The sequence below is a fragment of the Flavobacteriales bacterium genome (genome assembly GCA_016700415.1).
Lineage (GTDB): Bacteria > Bacteroidota > Bacteroidia > Flavobacteriales_F > PHOS-HE28 > PHOS-HE28.
Window position 1 is genome coordinate 2,332,214 of the sequence record CP065018.1, and the last position, 17,989, is coordinate 2,350,202.

Here is a 17,989-nt window from a genome sequence, read left to right on the forward strand (position 1 = left end):
CCAGAAGGTTCGTTTCGACGAACGCACAAATTTAGTCGACGAAATTGAATCGTCAACTATTTTTTTACCATCATCAGGGTATAGCAAATGCCTTGCCAACTAAGGAAACCACGGACTTTCAGACGCTTAACGGTGCCTCGAAGTACAAAGTGGGGTCGGGGTGATTTCTTCGACGAACGAACTCAGGGATGGTTTTTCACCTCCCAATTCGTCTCCACCACCCAACCTGCCCGTAGCACCACCGGGTCCGTCAGCAGGAAAACACGCTCCGGTTGTCGGCCCTCAATGAATGAGCCCGTGGTCCATCTTCCGTTGCCGTCGCCGTCCTCGATCAGCTTCAGACCGTAGCTGCCCGGCTGTAGATCGGACCATGCCACTTGGCCTGATAAAGAATCCAGCACCACCTCTCGGATGATGCGGCCTTGGGCGGTGAGTAGCTGAAGCACCAGAGGACCGGGAACGGCCGTTCCGTTGTCCGCCGACAACTTCACCTTCAGTTTTCCCAAGGTCCGGGGATCGACCGCGCCGAAACGGAGCTTCGTGGTGTCGTTGGTGCCACCCATCACACCCCGGACCGCCTTGGGGTACAGATCCAACGACGCGGATCTCCCGCTGGGAAGCTTGAAGTCCAGCCCGATAATGCGCCGCTCCATCGTGTCCAAGATCGGCACAAAAGGTATCAGCACGCTGTCCATCCGCAGCTCAGCATGGGCGGTATCCACCGCCGCCACCGGGCGGGTGCTCAAAAGCCGCAGAGCACCTGTTACCGGATCACGGCCAGCGGTAACGACCAGGTTGAACGGCATGGTGGTGGGGGTCCGGTAGCTCAGTGTGTCCAGCACCATACCATCCTCGGTGGTAATGAAGCGCTGTCCCCTGAGCAAGTTGGTGTCCGACGGCCAGAAGATCACCGTGTCCCGTCCCGAGTTCCATTCCGGCCACCACGTCAACTCTCCGCCTTCGCGGTCGATGGAACTCAGCGTCAGTTCACCTGCACGGCGGGCCAGTACCATCTGCCATCCGCGGTCGTCCAGCACCTTCGCACTGGTCACGAACTGGCTGGCGGACACCGGCTGAAAGAGGAATAGCTCCTGCTCCGTCGAGTCCCGGGGATCGATCACGCTGTCCAGGAACGCGACCTGCTCGTTCGGAAGATCAAAGCGGTAGTTGGCGTTGCGGTCAAGCACAGCGTTCAACTGCATAGGGCCACCGCGCAAGTGGGCCAATAGAAAGCTGCCGTCCGCGGCCGTGCGGGTGAAATAGGCCGGTGGCGCCGTCCGCACGTCGCCCGTATCATTCACATCGTGCAGCAGTACAAGCACGTCCGGCGCGGGCAGTCCGCTGAAAGCGTCCAGCACGCGGCCTTTCACGGAGAGGCTGTCCACATGGTCTCCCGTGGAGACCACGAACGACAGGCCCGCCGCCGGATTGCCCTCGCTGAGGTCCTGTACCGCCTCGCCGATATTGAAGGTATAGGTGGTGTTCGCCGCCAAAGGTGCGTTCAAGGTGATCGCCACATCCTTGCTTCCGCTCACCATCACGTCCGGTGCTTTGGCCAAGGGGGGTGATACCAGCAGCCGCTCACGGACGCGGTCCAGTTTCACACGTTCATCGAAGTGCAGCACGATGCGTTTACCGGAGAACCGGATGCTTCCGTCCGCTGGCTCCGCGGATAGCAAATGGGGCGGCTCCGTGTCCTTGGGGCCGCCTTGGGGCTCCTTCACCTGCGCACATGCCGCAAGCAATGCGACCGATAGAACGGCCCACGCACTTTTGGTCATGGGAGCAGGGGCTCGATCAAGCTGCACAACTCGGCCAGTCCGCGTTCATCCTCCGGGCCGAAGTCGTTCAGCGCGGCACTGTCCACATCGAACACGGCGGACACATCGCCGCTACGGCCGCGCAACGGCAGCACGATCTCACTACGGCTCTCGGAACTGCACACGATGTGGCCCGGGAACGCCTCAACATCCGGCACCGTGATGATGCGGCCCTCCGCCCAGGCCGTGCCACAAACGCCCTTTCCATGGGCAATGGGGCTGCAGGCGATCGGGCCTTGGAAGGGGCCTACCACCAGTTGCCCATCCATCACGCGATAAAAACCGGCCCAATGCCATTGAAAGACCTGCTGGACGGCGGCACAGAAATTCGCCATGGCGGCCACCGGATCTCGCTCGTTGGCCAACAACGCCTTCACCTGCGGGAAAAGTGCCCTGTATAAGGACGCGCGGTCCGTGGTATGGGGGATCACCAGTTGCTCGGCCATGGTTGAATGGACGGCGCGAAGATACCGGAGGCCAACGGCAGCCGTGCAGGTCTGATGGCCGAGGCCTTTCACCCGTGCCCTCTATTGGAGAGCATTTCATATGCGGCTATCTGCGGTTTTTCCCATGGCGTCGCATTGCCGCATCTAAATCCCACCTTTGCGCGGTACCATGGCCGAGCCCCACCGATCCGACAGCCAGCGGCGCAAGGCCCGCCGGAAGCAGCTCATGCGCAAGCTGCGCAGTAAGTACCGCGCGGTGCTCATCAACGAGTCCACCTATGAGGAGCGCTTCAGCTTGCGGCTGTCCCGGATCAATGTGATCCTGTTGGCGATCGTGCTCTTCATCGTGAACGCCCTGTTCGTCTCCGCGCTCATTGTTTTCACGCCCTTGAAGGAGTTCATTCCCGGATACTCCAACCAAAAGGTGAAGGTGAACGCCTACCGGGCCATGGCCACCGCCGATTCCCTGGACCGCGCCATGGCCATCCGCGACGCCTACATCGACAACCTGCGCAACGTATTGAGCGGAAAACTGCCCGCGGACAGCATCACCCTCACCGTTCCCACTGTGAAGGCCCCCGCAGCCGCCGAACTTCAACCTTCTGTTGCCGACAGCCTGCTGCGCGAGAAGATCCGGGCCGAGGAGGCTTACAGCGTGCATGCCACCGGGAACGCAGCGACACTGGACCGCTTGGGCCTGCCCGGCCTGCTGTTCTTCCCGCCCTTGCGCGGGGTGGTCACCAGCACCTTCAACGCCGGTGAAGGGCACTACGGCATCGACATCGTCACCAAGGCGGACGAGGCCGTGAAGGCCTGTTTGGACGGGACTGTGATCCTCGCCAGTTGGACCAGCGACGCCGGCTACGTGATCCAGATCCAGCACACCCTCGACTTGGTGAGCGTGTACAAGCATAACGCCGTGCTGCTGAAGAAGCTGGGCGACCATGTGAAGGCGGGCGAGGCCATTGCGATCGTGGGCAACAGCGGCGAGTACACCACCGGCCCGCACCTGCATTTCGAGCTTTGGTCCGGGGGCAAGGCCGTGGACCCGCAGACCTATATCGGCTTCCAATAATGTCGCTGAAGGGCTTTGCCGCGAAACTTCTGGCACAGCGTTCTGTTGCACGCGCGATGCGCACCGCCAAGAACCCTGTGGCCGCGCAACAGGCCGAGCTGAGGAAACTGATCGCCGAAGGAAAGAACACCGCTTTCGGAAAGGAGCATGGGCTGGAGCAGGTGAAGGACCACGCAACATTGGTCAAGACCGTTCCACTTCGCGATTATGAGGCTTTGCGCCCGTGGATCGAGCGCATCGTGAAAGGCGAACGCGACGTGCTCTGGCCCGGGCTTCCGCTCTACCTGTGCAAGACAAGCGGCACTACTAGCGGCGCGAAGTACATCCCGATCACCGAGGAGAGCCTGCCCAACCACATCGATAGTGCGCGCAACGCGCTCTTCGCATACATCGCACGCAGCGGCAACACGGCTTTCGTGGACGGCAAGATGATCTTTCTGCAAGGCAGCCCCGTGCTGGACCGCAAAGGCAAGGTGCCCAGCGGCAGGCTCAGCGGCATCGTGGCCAACCATGTGCCTTCCTACCTGCTGAAAAACCGCATGCCCAGCTTCGCCACCAACAGTATCCCCGACTGGGAAACGAAAGTGGACGCGATCGTTGGCGAAACAATGTCCAAGGACATGCGCCTGATCAGCGGGATCCCGGCATGGGTGCAGATGTACTTCGAGCGCCTGCTGGCCCGCACTGGCAAGGCCACCGTGAAGGAGGTCTTCCCAAATTTCTCGCTCTTCGTGTACGGTGGCGTGAACTACGAGCCCTACCGCAGCCGTATGGAAGCATTGATCGGTGGAACAGTGGACCGCGTGGAGACCTTTCCCGCTAGCGAAGGCTTCATCGCGTACCAGGATCAAGACCCCGGCAAAGGCCTGCTGCTCGTGCTGGACAACGGCATCTATTTCGAGTTCATTCCCACCAGCGAGCTTGGTAAACCCGACGTTTGCCGCTTGTCCATCGGCGAAGTGGAATTAGGCGTGAACTATGCGCTGGTACTGCACACCAATGCGGGCCTCTGGGGCTACGAGATCGGCGACACCGTGAAGTTCGTCTCGCTGAAGCCGCCACGCATCATCGTCACTGGGCGCACGAAGCATTTCACCAGTGCCTTCGGGGAGCATGTGATCGCAGAGGAGGTGGAAGGCGCATTGCAGGAAGCCGTGGCTTCACACCCTTGTGAAGTGGCCGAGTTCACCGTAGCCCCACAGCTATTACCGCAAGAAGGTCTGCCGTTCCATGAATGGCATATTGAATTCGCCGCTCCACCGAAGGACATGGCGGGATTCGCGCATACGATGGACGAGGCGCTGCAACGGCGCAATCCCTACTACAAGGACCTCATCACCGGCCATGTATTGCGGCCTTTGGTGATCGTGCCGGTAGCGCGCGGTGGTTTTGCCACCTGGATGAAAGCACGCGGCATGAACGATGCGCAGAGCAAGGTGCCGCGCTTGGCGAACGACCGGAAGTACGTGGAAGCACTGGGTGTGTAGTGAACTGCTCCTGCTCAACTACCGGTCACGTCACAATTGCTGCACCACCTGCTCTTTGCCGATATAACCGGTGTTCTGCCAAGTCAGTTGTTTGTTCTTGTACACGTGCAGAACGGGCAGCGCTTCCACGCCCAGCGCATTGCATAGGGCAGGGTTGGCATCGGCATCGATGCGCACCACGGTCACCTTGTCGGCCATGTCCTTGCTGATCTCGTCCAAGTAAGGCTTCATCCGTTTGCACGGGGCGCACCAGTCAGCGTAGAAATCCACCAGCACCACCTTGTCCGTGTTGAACAGGGCTTCGAAATCCGTTTTTGACATGCCTGCCGGGGCATCGACGCCTTCCTCGGTTTCCAGCGGCAGGTTCGCGGCGTTCCACTTCATGATCCCGCCTTGCATCTCATACACCTGCTGGAAGCCCTTTGAGCGGAGCAAGCTCACGGCTGCGCCGCTGCGACCGCCGCTGAGGCAGTACACAAAGACCGGTTGCGCCGGGTCCAGCTCCCCGACCTTTCCCTTGAACTGGCCATCCGTCCAATTCCAGTTTTTAGCATGGGCCAAATGGCCCTTGGAAAACTCCTCCGGCGTGCGCACATCAAGCAGCGGTGCCGAGGGCAGTTCGGCCATCTTCTGCTGGAATTCCTTTGCAGGAAGTGTGGCGCCCGAACCCGGCGTTTGGCCGCTGGTGCAGCTGAAGAGGAACAAGAGCGGAGCGAGGAGAAGGGCGTGCGAAGTGGGCATGGGATGTTCGTCTATCGGGAGGCGGATACAGGAGGTACGGCCTTCTTTGCTTCGCCAAAATTACCCAGGGCTGGTCGGACGGCTGTGACCGTTGTCACAGAGCGAAGGCTTTGCTATGAGATACGGTCGGTTTTTCGTGCTGCAGGGTCCCGAAGTGGAGACCCTGCGACAAAGAATAATGAATATTTCATGAGATTAGTTTTTAATGAATTTCTTTGTTAAAACATCATCATTGATTTTTATTTTTAAAAGATAGATTCCTTTTACTATATTGCTAACATTGATATTTACATTATCAAGAAAGTCGATATTTTCAGCGTAAACAAGTTCACCTGTAAAGCTGTAAATAGTAATCTCTGCATTTGCAGCAATTGTCTTGTTCAGGTTGATTGTAAGAAAGTCCTTAGAAGGATTAGGATAAATATTTAGCTGAGACTTATTTTCAATTTGATTAATTCCGGTTGTTGAACCAGCATTTCGTACTAATCTTACATAATTGTAAATTCTTATAGCATCACCCTGGGGGCCAAATCCGGTAGGGAAAGATGCGGGATCACCTGTTTTAGGGTCAGCACGTTGAGCACCGGCACCATGAACGTCAATCCATCCTCCATATACAGCCATATAACCCATGGCTCTTCCAAAGGACACATAGCATGCATGAGTACCATCGGTAGGAGTTTGTGAAGAAAAAGTTGTGCTGCTCATATAGTACGGATAGTCGGCTACACCAGCTTCATCTGTTATTTGAGTGCAATTGAAAACAGGGTTTATTGCAGCTGAATTTGATGTTGCAGGAGAGCGAGAGTAATCTACAATACCTTGCAATTCTTTAACGTCCGGTAATCTCCAATCAGAATATCCTGCAAAGGTAAAGTCTTCGGCATAACTTAATGCACTTTCCCACAAAATAGAAGTTGTATTGTCATTTTGCATCCACATTAACCCTGTTGCATTATCAGTAATAGTACCATCCTGATTATCAACATAATTATTTATCCCATAAGCGGTATTTCCTCTCACATATTTAATGTAATATTTTTTTTGATTATTTGCAGGATAACCCTTAATTCGACCATCGGCAAAATTTACCCCAAACATGGTTGAAACGCCATTCATTGTTGTGCTTACATAAATTGAAGTTGTTGCATATTGGGCGTCAATCAGTCGTTCATCAGAAGTGGCCCCGTGTGAACTTGAATTAAGGTCTCCATAGCCAAACGTAAAATAGTTTGTATTGATAAATGGAACAGAGGTGCCCTGTGTTGTTGCAGTTGGGTTCGACTCTGCTCCATAATACATGATGAGTGAGTATAGTTCTTTGATGGAAGGTAATCGCCAATCAGTATAACCACCTGTTGAGCAGGATGCCGCTCCCGCCAGAGCTTCAGCATAGGTCTGTTTGTCGTAATAATTGATTGCAGCATCGTTGTTTTTGTCCGCTGTTTTTTCCCACATTAACCCGGTTACATAGTCCGTAATAGTGCCGTTGCCATTATCGGTATAGGATGGTGTATTTCCAGAATGATTGGTGTTTTGTCCATAGAACGATTGACCAGTTGTTGGCAATGAGATAATGCCGGTATTATTGTAGGAATTTGTCTGACCTGTGCCGACAATATTATAAGGTACTGTTTGGCTAAATCCCGTGGAATTTATAAAAACAGTCGCTATGACTATAGTTATATATTTTTTCAATTGTAGATGTTTCATCTTATTTGATGCTATCTTCTTTTGATGGGTAGAGAAAGTTGGTTAGACCTTTGGCTCATGAACAATGAGCAGCTTTTCGATTCGGCTTTAAGTCAACAGAACCCTTAGTGATCGTTGGACGCGAAGCATCAAAAGGGTTTAATCGCAATTCGATTGTTAACATAATTTCAGTTTTTAGCTTGGCCGCTAAATAGCGAATTAACAACATACAGGGTTTATCCACCCCAAAGTGCCGGTAAGCCCCAATAGTCAGCGAGCAGCGTTGAGGGTTGAGCGGCGGCATGCCCAACGAAGGTAACGTCCCACCACATTCAATGGGGCATATCCATCGTTCACCCGATCTTCGCGCCTCGCTACCGCGCACCAAGCATGCCCATCGGCACCAACATTCAAACCGCTGCAGAACTCCTACGCAAAGGCGAAGTCGTAGCCATCCCCACCGAGACCGTCTACGGCTTGGCGGCGAACGCTTACAACGAGGCCGCGGTGCTGAAGATCTTCCAGGCCAAGCAGCGCCCGGCTTTTGACCCATTGATCGTACACGTCCACAGCTTGGAGCAAGTGAAGGAGGTGGTGTCGTTCTCCGAGCTCACGCGAAAGGACATGCGAAAGGAGGCTGAGGCATTAATGGTGAAATTCTGGCCGGGTCCTTTAACGTTAGTGCTTCCTAAATCCGATCGCGTGCCCGACCTCGTCACCAGCGGCTTGGACACCGTGGCGGTGCGCATGCCCGCACATCCCATGGCGCTGGAACTGCTGCGCTCGTTGGATTTCCCGCTCGCGGCGCCCAGCGCGAACCCCTTCGGCTACGTGAGCCCCACCACCGCGCAACACGTGGCGGACCAGCTTGGCGACAAGATCCCTTACATCCTCGATGGTGGCCCTTGCACAGTCGGTGTGGAGAGCAGCATCATCGGCTGGGAAAGCGAGGCGGATCAATGGGTGCTCTACCGTCCCGGAGGAACACCCGTGGCGGAGATCGAAGCCGTGATCGGCGCGGTGGGCATTGCAAAGAAGAGCGTACTGCCCGCATCGCCCGGCATGCTGGAAAGCCATTACGCACCGCGCAAGCCGGTCTTCATCGGCGATATAAAAACCTTGTTGAAGGAGCACGCAGGCCAACGCGTCGCAGTGATCGCCTTCACTGAAAACCATGACGCTTGGCGCACGGAGGTGCTCTCTCCCAGCGGCAATATCTCTGAGGCCGCGCGTCACCTTTTCGCGGCGCTCCGAAGCCTGGACGCCAGCGAAGCCGACATCATCCTCGCGGAGACCTTCCCACAAGACGGCTTGGGCGCAGCCATCAACGACCGGCTGCGGCGCGCTTCCACCAAGCGTAGTTGACATACCTCGTTGCCACAAATCTTCAAGCTGTGCACGGAACATCCCATCACTTTCCTTCCGTCAGTCCCAGCGCCCACGCGCAGATGCGCACCGCCAGATGAAGACTTCCTAACTTTACCGGACAACCCAACGCCATGAGCACCATCGACCTACAGACCGAGATCGTGCAGATGATCAAGGACGAAAACGACACGAGCATCCTCGATGCGATCCGCACTTTGCTCTACAAGCTTCAGCAGGGGCATGTGGACGACGACATCACCGATGAGGAGTGCGCGGAGTTCGATGAGGCTATTGCCAAGCATGAACGTGGCGAAGTGAAGTTCCACACAGAGGAAGAGTCCAGGCGATCGGTCCGTGCAGGCCACAAGGGATGAGGTACACCCTGTTGGTCAGACCCAGCGCCACCACGGAGGTATCGAGGATCTACACGTATCGCGAACAGGAGAAAAAGAGATCCGGCGAACGCTTCCTTGATGCGCTTGATGAGTGTTATACCCGCATCAAGGCCAACCCCCACGGCTACCAGATCCGAAAAGCCGAATACAGGCATGTGATGTTGCACCGGTTAAAGTACCGGGTGGTTTATCGTGTCAAGGGTGATCGCATCTACGTTGTCCAAGTGCGGCACACGAGCCGCAAGCCCAGCAAGAAGTTCGGGCCGTAGGCCATGGCACAAACTGTAACCTACACACGCCAAATGATAAGAGCGAAGATCTTGGGAGTATTCCTTTTCGTAACGGCATCGTTGAATGCCCAGAACTCGGAATGGGTCAGGTCTTTCGGTGGACCTAATGCGGGGGGTGTAGGCAATTCCCTCACCGTGGACGCCTCCGGGAATGTTTACACCACGGGGTATTTTGAAGGTACCGTGGATTTCGACCCGGGGACAGGTACAAGCTATCTCACCTCGAACGGAAACCATGACGTCTTTGTGCAGAAGATGAATGCCAACGGCAATTTCCTCTGGGCAAGGTCTTTCGGAGGAATTCATGACGATGAAAGCTATTCCATTGCCGTGGACGCTTCCGGGAATGTGTACACCACGGGATATTTTGAAGAAACTGCGGATTTCGATCCGGGGACAGGTACAAGCAATCTCACCTCGAACGGAAATGAAGACGTCTTTGTGCAGAAGATAAATACCAACGGTAATTTCCTCTGGGCAAGGTCCTTCGGAGGAATTCATGAAGATGAAAGCTATTCCATTGTCGTGGACGCCTCGGGGAATGTTTACACCACGGGTGGTTTTTATGGACCCGTTGATTTCGATCCGGGGCCGGGCACAAGCTTCCTCGATGGAGGTGAATCAGCTTTCATGCTGAAGCTGGATACCAACGGCAATTTTCTCTGGGCAAGGTCTCCCGACAGCATATATTCTGAGGAGTTACCGAGTTCTAGTGCAGGCTATTCCATCACCTTGGATGCCTCCGGAAACGTTTACGCCACGGGGATTTTTTCAGGAACTGTTGATTTCGACACGGGTCCTGGAACTAGCTACCACACATCTGCCGGAAGCGGCGACATTTTCGTTCAGAAGATGGATGTCAACGGCAATTTCCTCTGGGCAAGGTCCTTCGGAGGTATTGAAGACGAGTACGGATTTTCCATCGCTGTAGATGCCTCCGGGAACGTGTACACCACAGGACAGTATCGAGGAACAGCGGATTTTGACCCAGGAGCGGGAACGATCAACTACACATCCGCCGGAGAGGGCGACGATTTCGTTCAAAAGATGGATGCGAACGGCAATTTCCTTTGGGCAAGGTCCTTCGGAGGCTTTGATCAGGATTACGGCTATTCCATCGTGGACGCCTCCGGGAATGTTTACACAACGGGCGATTTTTATGGAACCGTGGATTTCGACCCGGGGACAGGTACAAGCTATCTCACTTCACTAGGAGCCATAGCAGCTTTTGTGCAGAAGATGGACGCCGATGGCAATTTTCTCTGGGCAAGGTCTTACGGCGGAACTTCTCCTACTACTGATGGTGTTAGTTCCGGGAAATTCACCGTGGACTCCGCCGGGAATATTTACACCACGGGATATTTTTATGGAACCGTGGATTTCGACCAAGGAGCTGGAACAAGCAACCTCACGGCGGTTGGGAATACTGACATTTTCGTTCAGAAGACGGGCCAAGCGCCGTCGGACATCATTGATCTGGGCAGCGGCATTCAATTCGCTGCCTACCCAAACCCGAGCACCGGCAAGGTGTGTCTCACCTTTTCACAAACCGTGGGTCAAGTGAAAGTCATTCTTACGGACATACAGGGCAAGGTAATTTCAGAACAAACCTTGGATCCCACCTCCAATTCTGGTTTTGAAATGCCAGGTACCCCGGGTGCTTATTACCTGACCGTGAAGACAAGCCAGGGGCAGAGCGTGGTCAAACTGGTGAAAGAATAACGGTTGCCGACAATTTTCCCGTCCCTATGGGATGTGGGTTTTTGACGGGAGCAGGCCGGGGTCGATCAGTGGGTCACCAACAAACTGTTGATCAAGGCACAGAGGCTACCTCGCCCTGTGGTGCTCAGGAGTGCGGCTGTCTTCAGACTGCCACCCGGAACTACTTGCCTGGCACACTTCCCTTCGGCCAGCCCTTCCCCCACACCCATTGCAATTAAACCCTTTCCGTGGTTAACCCCGAACTTCGCACCCATTGAACCACGCACTGTGCCCGAAGAAATCTCCCCCAAACGCATCGCCATCCTCGGCAGCACCGGCTCCATCGGCACGCAAGCGCTGGAAGTGGTGCGCGAGCAATCCGCGCACTTCACCGTGGAGCTGCTCACCGCCAGGAAAAACGCGGAACTGCTGATCGCGCAAGCGAAGGAGTTCAACCCCAACGCGGTGGTGATCGGCGACGAAAGCCGCTATGCCGAAGTGCGTGATGCCTTGTTCCCGCTTGGCGTGAAGGTCTTCGCGGGCGCTGATGCCATTGCGCAGGCAGTGCAGATGGAGACCATCGACACGGTGCTCACCGCCATGGTGGGCTATGCGGGCATGCGCCCCACGCTGGCCGCGATCGATGCCGGAAAAGCCATCGCACTGGCCAACAAAGAAACCTTGGTGGTGGCCGGCGAACTGGTGACAAAACGGGCACAGGCGAATGCGGTGAACATCTATCCGGTGGACAGCGAGCACAGTGCCATCTTCCAATGCTTGGCCGGTGAATGGGAGAACCCGATCGAGAAGATCGTTCTCACCGCCAGCGGTGGACCGTTCCGAGGAAAGACCAAAGCCGAGCTCGCCGCCGTGACGAAAGCACAGGCCTTGAAGCATCCCAACTGGGACATGGGTGCCAAGATCACCATCGACAGCGCCAGCCTGATGAACAAAGGCTTGGAGGCGATCGAGGCCAAGTGGCTGTTCAACCTGAAGCCGGAGCAGGTGGAGATCATCGTGCATCCGCAGAGCATCATCCACAGCTTGGTCCAGTTCCGCGACGGCAGCATGAAAGCCCAGCTCGGCCTGCCCGACATGAAATTACCGATCCAATACGCGCTAGCCTACCCGGAGCGATTGACCACCACGTGGCCGCGCTTTGATTTCTCGAAGTACCCCAGCTTCACCTTTGAGCAGCCGGATCTGCAAGCCTTTCCCAATCTGGGCCTTGCGCTGGAAGCCATGAAACGGGGCGGCAACGCGCCCTGCGTGCTGAACGCGGCGAACGAAGTGGCTGTCGAAGCGTTCTTGCAGGAGCGTATCGGATTCTTGGAAATGAGCGATATGATCAGGGATCGGCTCGCAAAGGCGACCTTTGTGGCTTCACCCACGCTCGAAGATCTCGAAGCCAGCGATGCGGAAACGCGGCGCGCGGCGCACGAGACACTGAATTCCCCGCAATGGAGATCCTGATCTACGCCGGACAACTGATCCTCGGCCTGTCCATTTTGGTGGCCCTGCACGAGTTCGGCCATTTCCTGCCCGCCAAGCTGTTCGGCATGCGGGTGGAGAAGTTCTTCCTCTTCTTCGACGCGCCATACGCCTTGGTGAAGAAGAAGATCGGCGAGACCGTGTACGGCATCGGTTGCCTGCCCTTCGGCGGATATGTGAAGATCGCCGGGATGGTGGACGAGAGCATGGACGCCGAGCAGAAGGCGCGGATGCAGAAGCCACCAGAGCCGTGGGAATTCCGCGCTAAGCCGGTATGGCAGCGCCTCATCGTGATGGTGGGCGGCGTAACGGTGAACCTGCTGTTGGGCTTCGCGATCTACGCCATGGTGCTGTTCGTCTGGGGCCGTGAATACCTGCCCGTACAAAACCTGACCTACGGCGTGGCCCCCAGCGCGCTGATGAAGAGCGAGGGCTTCCGCGACGGTGACATGATCGTCGACGTGGACGGGCGCGACCCCAAGACGCTCGGTGATGTATCGTTGGCCATCCTCATCGACGGTGCGCGCGAAGTGACCGTGGAGCGCGAGGACAGTACGGGAAAGCTCGAGAAGAAGCAGATCGCATTGAGCGCGAACATCCAGGAGCAGATCTTGGAAAACAATGATAAAGTGCTCTTCAGCCCGCGCTTCCCGTTCTATGTGGATTCGGTGCTGGAAGGCAACAACGCGGCGAAGACCGGCAGCTTCCGCAAGGGTGACCGTATCGTGGCCGTGAACGGAAAACCGGCCCGCTATTTTCAGGATTTCGTGGAAGCCGTGAAGGGCCGCAAGGACCAGCACGTGGAGGTGACCCTGCTGCGCGAAGGCCATGAAGTGCGCGTGCCGGTGGAAGTGGACGCCAATGGCATCGTGGGGCTGCAACCACGGGCACCGAGCGACTATTTCACATTCGCCACCGAGAAATTCAGCTTCCTCGGCAGTATCCCGGCAGGGTTCGCCTATGGTTGGCAGCGGCTGAAAGACAACGTCTCCTCCTTCAAGCTCTTGGGCAGCAAGGCTGGCATGAAGCAGATGGGCGGCTTGATCGCCATGAGCAAAGCTTACGGCCCGCATTGGGTGTGGCAGCGCTTCTGGGAAATGACGGCCTTCCTCTCCTTGGCCTTAGCTGTATTGAACATCCTGCCCATCCCCGCGCTGGACGGCGGCCATGTGGTGTTCCTGCTCTATGAGGCCATCGCGCGCAAACCGGCGAACCCCAAGGTGCTCGAGTACGCCCAGATGGCCGGCATGGTCTTCCTGCTCACCGTGATCATCGCCGTGAACGGGCACGACATCGTGAAGCTGGTGACCGGGAGTTTGTAGCAGGGTGGCCGCGGAGGCGCCGAGGTACCGAGAATGATACAAGGATCCGGTTGCGAGTTGGCGTGTTACGAGTTGGACCCTGTTCAGACTTCTGATCCAAGGCTCAAGATCGGTGATCAGACGTCTGCCGTCTGCTACTGCTAACTGCCGACTGATCTTCTCCGCGCCTCAGCGCCTCAGCGACCAAAATCCCTCTCTGCAATTCTCCGCGCCTCAGCGCCTCTGCGGCCTATATCCAGAACCTCCGCGGCTCTTCTTCCGTAGGAACGTGCAAAACCCTCCTACCATGCCACATGTCATCCTTGTCGAGGACGATGCTTTGGTCCGCACGTTGATCGCCCACCACGCCATGGATTCCAACTGGCGGGTCACCACGTTGAAGGATGGCCGTGAATTGGAGCGGATGATGCTGGATGAACCGGCAGACTTGCTGCTGATCGATCTTGGACTTCCCCACGTGGACGGATTATCGTTGGTGGAGAATTTACGTGCCAAGGACATCACCACCCCCGTGCTCATCATTACCGCGTATGAGTTGCCACACCTGCTGACGACCATCACCGGTGCCGGCGCGAACGACCTCTTGCAAAAGCCGTTCGATCCGGACGATCTGATCGCACGCATGGAGCGGTTGCTGGCCGCTTGAACAATTTGTTCGTGCCGGACCGCGGTCACCGAGGAGGAACGCTGAAGTGGCTTAGCTCTTATGGGAGTTGCTCGTAGCGCTTGCTGGTCGGCGCAGAGCCACCGATGTTCACCAGGATCACATCACGGTCGTTGGCCGATCCGGTATAGCTCACCACGCCGTTCATGTTGGTGTCCTCGGTGAAATAGCCGTTCACGGTGGCGTTCGGTGATGGATCATTGATCCGCCCAAGGATGGGGTCCCTATCGTTTGTACCACCCGTATAGGAGATCTGATGGTTGAAGTTGGAATCACCGGTCCACATGATATTCTTTCCGCCCAGCAGGGTTTGGGCCGCGGTCCCGTATGTCGCAGTGCCGGTCGAGGTAAAGTCGACCGAGGTCAGCGAGGCAGAGAGGGCGACGGTAGATGCGGTCATCACGCCCAAGTGGTTGCGATGGCGCATCGCCACGTAATAGCTCCCCGGACTGTGCGTGAAACTCACGGGGGAGGTGCCGTCCAATGCGACCACGTCCCCGTCCCGCTGTACCAAGGCCGCACAACTGGCGACCACGGTGGCCGGTGTCGTAGCGTTACGCAACTCGACCACCACCCAATCCACGATGGCGTTGTTGCCCGTGACGGAGAGCACGCCCGCCCCCAGCGTCCCGCCGGCACCAGGCGATCCAACGAAGGAATAGAGCAACGCCGAATAGGGCTCAGTGGTCGGCACCAATGATGCTGCCCTCAATGCGTCGCTCATGAGTCCTGTGCCGCTATTGTATGGACCTTCAAGGAACACCTTGGGAGAAACGGTGATGTTCGGCGATGAAAGAGCAGGGATCAAGCACCAGCTATTGATGGTGCCGATGTCCGCTGCCGCGACGTCCTGGACGGTCAACGTCCACGTGCCTTCGAACAGCTCCCCATTGAATGCGCTTAAGGTCTGGGCGGGCACCACGAAGAGGTTATTGATCGGGCAGGTGCCCCCCACGGTCCCATTGACCCCGGCATCGTCAAATTCGGCCACGATGTTATCATTTGAACCGCAAAGTGCCGACGAGATCAAGTTGACCGTGGTATTTGCCGGGCTGGTCAAAGAGATGCGCAAGTCGGCGGAATAGGTGTGGGAGATGTCCACGTACACGTTGAGGTCCGTGAGCGCGGAGCCGCCCTGTGCCGGCACAGTGATGGGGCTGGTCGTGGTGGACTGATCGGCGATCGGCTTTGCAGTGTTCATGCTGAATGCCCCGCAGCCTGCACCGGGCGAATTGCAGTTCTTCACGAAGTCATCGACCTGCACCGTGCATAGGGCGAACAGGTTGTGGACCAGGATCACGTTGACCGGCGAGCCGCTCGCGTAGTTGCCGAACGGCCCATAAACGCCGGTGGTGGTGACGGTCTGGACCGTAACGGGCGGGTTCGGTCCGGAGGCGTCCGGGTCGATCTGGATGGCAATTGAGGTGGCGCTGCCCATGGATGTAAGGTCCACGCTGACGTTGTAATTGGTGATGCCCAGACAAGCCCCCGTGACCGTGGCCGTAGGCGCCGTACAACAGGAGGTGCCCGTAGAAGTGATCGCACTGAATGATTGGTTGCAGGAACTATTCCCGTTATGCCGCACTTGGATGACCACGCTTGTGCCGAAGGAATATGTCCCCACGGTGATCGTGCCCGGCGTATAGGTTCCGAGCAACGTCTGCCCTCCCCCGTTGACCGCAGTATACACATCGTAGTCCGGCGAATCCCCGTTCGAGCCAATGGTCGCTTGGACGGTAAAAGTGCCCGCACCACAGTTATCCACCACATTGGTGGTCACCGTAGGTGGGATGCAGCCCACCACGGGGAAGGAGAACTTGAACATGCGGGTGCCCCAGGATGAAGCCGGGTTGTACATCGCGGTCCCATAAAAGGACACCCCGTCCGAGGGATCTACATCCAATGAGTTGTAATCGCCATAGCGGTTGCTGTTGTTGCTGGCCGTGCCCGCCACGATGGACGTTTCGGCGAAGGTCATCGTGTTGAGCGGGTCTGCACGGTACCGGCCGGTGTACCGGATTCCGGGATAGACATTGCCGCCGGTGGTCCCTGCGATGTTGTATGCCAGGCCGATGTCGCCAAGGTTGTTGATGGTGGCAGTGGGCATCCAGCGGTCGTTCGCGTCGGGGGAAAAGGTTCCTTGCTGAAAGATGCTCCATGGCGCGGCGCCACCCCCGGTCCGGTGCAATTCATACCAGCGCGGGCAGGCGCGATCGGAGCCATCGAGGTCTACGGAATGCGTACAGACGATGGCCTCGTAACCCAACGCGTCCAAGTTGCGGTAGCAGATCTGGTTCATCAGGATCTCGCGGATGGGGTCCATGGTTTGCGAACCCGGCTGCGTGATGCAGTTGAGCGTGGTGTATCCGCAGAGGTCGGAATCGAAGGCATCCGTGGGAAGGGCTGTAGGGCCGGTGATGGTGGAGCTCCCAGGCGTCGCTTCATTGTAGTTGATATTCCAAAGCTCCAGCCGGTCCACATCCGCCGCGGTGGTCCAAGCGTCGTCCACCATGCGCATGAACATCGCCGGAGCACCTGTGGGAGGTGGCGTTCCACCGCCGAAATGCACCGGTGCGGCCGCCTGGAAGCCGATGGAGGCAAGTGAAGAAATGGTGAAGCGTACCGCCGTTCCGCCCGTTCCGGCCAACATATTGGCACGGGGCAGGGCATAGATCGCGGGTGAGTTCTCATTGGTGGTCACCACGTAGCAATTGTTCCAGACCGCGTATTTGGGATAGTCCGGGAAGTTGGTGGCTGTATAGCTATAGGCGTACCACGAGCCTGTTGGAGAGGAGCCTGTGGAAATAGCCACGATCATGCGATTGCCACTGCTGGAAAACTCGGTCATCATCCATCGATCGGCGAGCGCATCATACACGATGATCGGATCGCCCAACCCGGTATAGCTGGTGATCCCACCGATGGAATTGACGAAATTGTCCATGTAGGTCTGTGAACCGGGATTCGCCAAATTCTTGTCATAGATCCGGAAGTAGGCCCCGGAGGAACCGTTGATCATCTGGATCACATGGTTGGGTCCGACGGCCAAGCAAGGGTCGGCGGGGCTTACGGAAGTATTTCCCATGCCGTTGACGCTGAGGTCCACCGCACGATCAAAACCATGAGTGGGCGCGGTGGTCTGCCATGCCGGATCGTTCCCGTGCGGCAAGGCATTGGGGTCCAATGATGGGTGGCCCCGGCGGCCTTCCTCGTCCTCAGCCTCCTCGTTCTCCCTGATCACACCATTTTCATCACGAACACGCTCATCCGGGAATTGCCGTGTGCCGTCCCACAGTGCAAAGGGCTGTATGGTCCCGAGGAACTCCACGGGAATGGTACGTTCCACGGTTATCTTGAACTGCCCGTCGGGCGATCGCTGGGTCAATGGGTCCAAATAAGTCTGTGCGTGTGCAAGGCTACTAACAGCCACGAGCAAGAAGAAGAGGAGAGAACGAACGTTCATATGAATGACAGGGTTGGTGGAGCGGAATGAAGCG

General features: G+C 56.9%; 14 protein-coding genes. 9 read left to right on the plus strand and 5 right to left on the minus strand.

What is annotated here, in order from left to right; translation table 11 throughout:
* Nucleotides 1–182: 182 nt before the first annotated feature.
* On the minus strand, nt 183–1,781 hold the full coding sequence (locus tag IPP95_09740) for an Ig-like domain-containing protein (protein QQS71469.1): 1,599 nt from the start codon (nt 1,779–1,781) through the stop codon (nt 183–185).
* Nucleotides 1,778–2,266, minus strand: a complete 489-nt coding sequence (locus tag IPP95_09745; GenBank protein ID QQS71470.1) for a GAF domain-containing protein — start codon at nt 2,264–2,266, stop codon at nt 1,778–1,780. Before IPP95_09745 ends, IPP95_09740 begins: the two co-directional genes overlap by 4 nt.
* 169 nt (nt 2,267–2,435) lie before the next feature.
* Between IPP95_09745 and IPP95_09750 the strand changes: the two genes are divergently transcribed.
* Both IPP95_09750 and IPP95_09755 read left to right on the plus strand, forming a co-directional pair.
* On the plus strand, nt 2,436–3,341 hold the full coding sequence (locus tag IPP95_09750) for a M23 family metallopeptidase (protein QQS71471.1): 906 nt from the start codon (nt 2,436–2,438) through the stop codon (nt 3,339–3,341).
* Complete coding sequence (locus IPP95_09755) at nt 3,341–4,828, plus strand: GH3 auxin-responsive promoter family protein (protein QQS71472.1); 1,488 nt, start codon at nt 3,341–3,343, stop codon at nt 4,826–4,828. The genes IPP95_09750 and IPP95_09755 overlap by 1 nt, the downstream gene beginning before the upstream one ends.
* A gap of 30 nt (nt 4,829–4,858) precedes the next feature.
* Here the strand turns inward: IPP95_09755 and IPP95_09760 are convergent, their stop codons facing one another.
* Together IPP95_09760 and IPP95_09765 are read right to left on the minus strand one after the other, a co-directional pair.
* The gene (locus tag IPP95_09760; protein QQS71473.1) at nt 4,859–5,569 is read right to left on the minus strand and encodes a thioredoxin; all 711 of its coding nucleotides are present in this window, start codon (nt 5,567–5,569) and stop codon (nt 4,859–4,861) included.
* Between the two features lie 195 nt (nt 5,570–5,764).
* Complete coding sequence (locus tag IPP95_09765) at nt 5,765–7,282, minus strand: DUF1566 domain-containing protein (protein QQS71474.1); 1,518 nt, start codon at nt 7,280–7,282, stop codon at nt 5,765–5,767.
* A gap of 369 nt (nt 7,283–7,651) precedes the next feature.
* On the opposite strand from IPP95_09765, the gene IPP95_09770 reads away from it, so the two are divergent.
* The 7 genes from IPP95_09770 to IPP95_09800 all read left to right on the plus strand — a co-directional run bounded on the left by IPP95_09770 (nt 7,652) and on the right by IPP95_09800 (nt 14,474).
* Complete coding sequence (locus IPP95_09770; protein QQS71475.1) at nt 7,652–8,626, plus strand: threonylcarbamoyl-AMP synthase; 975 nt, start codon at nt 7,652–7,654, stop codon at nt 8,624–8,626.
* Nucleotides 8,627–8,760: 134 nt separating this feature from the next.
* Nucleotides 8,761–9,003, plus strand: coding sequence for a hypothetical protein (locus IPP95_09775; GenBank protein QQS71476.1), 243 nt, complete (start codon nt 8,761–8,763; stop codon nt 9,001–9,003).
* Complete coding sequence (locus IPP95_09780; protein ID QQS71477.1) at nt 9,000–9,293, plus strand: type II toxin-antitoxin system RelE/ParE family toxin; 294 nt, start codon at nt 9,000–9,002, stop codon at nt 9,291–9,293. The genes IPP95_09775 and IPP95_09780 overlap by 4 nt, the downstream gene beginning before the upstream one ends.
* 3 nt (nt 9,294–9,296) lie before the next feature.
* On the plus strand, nt 9,297–11,036 hold the full coding sequence (locus IPP95_09785; protein QQS71478.1) for an SBBP repeat-containing protein: 1,740 nt from the start codon (nt 9,297–9,299) through the stop codon (nt 11,034–11,036).
* 267 nt (nt 11,037–11,303) lie between these two features.
* Complete coding sequence (locus tag IPP95_09790; protein QQS71479.1) at nt 11,304–12,488, plus strand: 1-deoxy-D-xylulose-5-phosphate reductoisomerase; 1,185 nt, start codon at nt 11,304–11,306, stop codon at nt 12,486–12,488.
* On the plus strand, nt 12,476–13,828 hold the full coding sequence (rseP, locus tag IPP95_09795; GenBank protein QQS71480.1) for an RIP metalloprotease RseP: 1,353 nt from the start codon (nt 12,476–12,478) through the stop codon (nt 13,826–13,828). Before IPP95_09790 ends, rseP begins: the two co-directional genes overlap by 13 nt.
* 286 nt (nt 13,829–14,114) lie before the next feature.
* Nucleotides 14,115–14,474 (plus strand): response regulator transcription factor, encoded by a 360-nt coding sequence (locus IPP95_09800; GenBank protein QQS71481.1) that lies wholly within the window; start codon nt 14,115–14,117, stop codon nt 14,472–14,474.
* A gap of 58 nt (nt 14,475–14,532) precedes the next feature.
* Here IPP95_09800 and IPP95_09805 read toward each other — a convergent pair whose 3' ends face one another.
* Nucleotides 14,533–17,955: a proprotein convertase P-domain-containing protein gene (locus tag IPP95_09805; GenBank protein ID QQS71482.1), complete on the minus strand. Its 3,423-nt coding sequence runs from the start codon at nt 17,953–17,955 to the stop codon at nt 14,533–14,535.
* Nucleotides 17,956–17,989 lie beyond the last annotated feature (34 nt).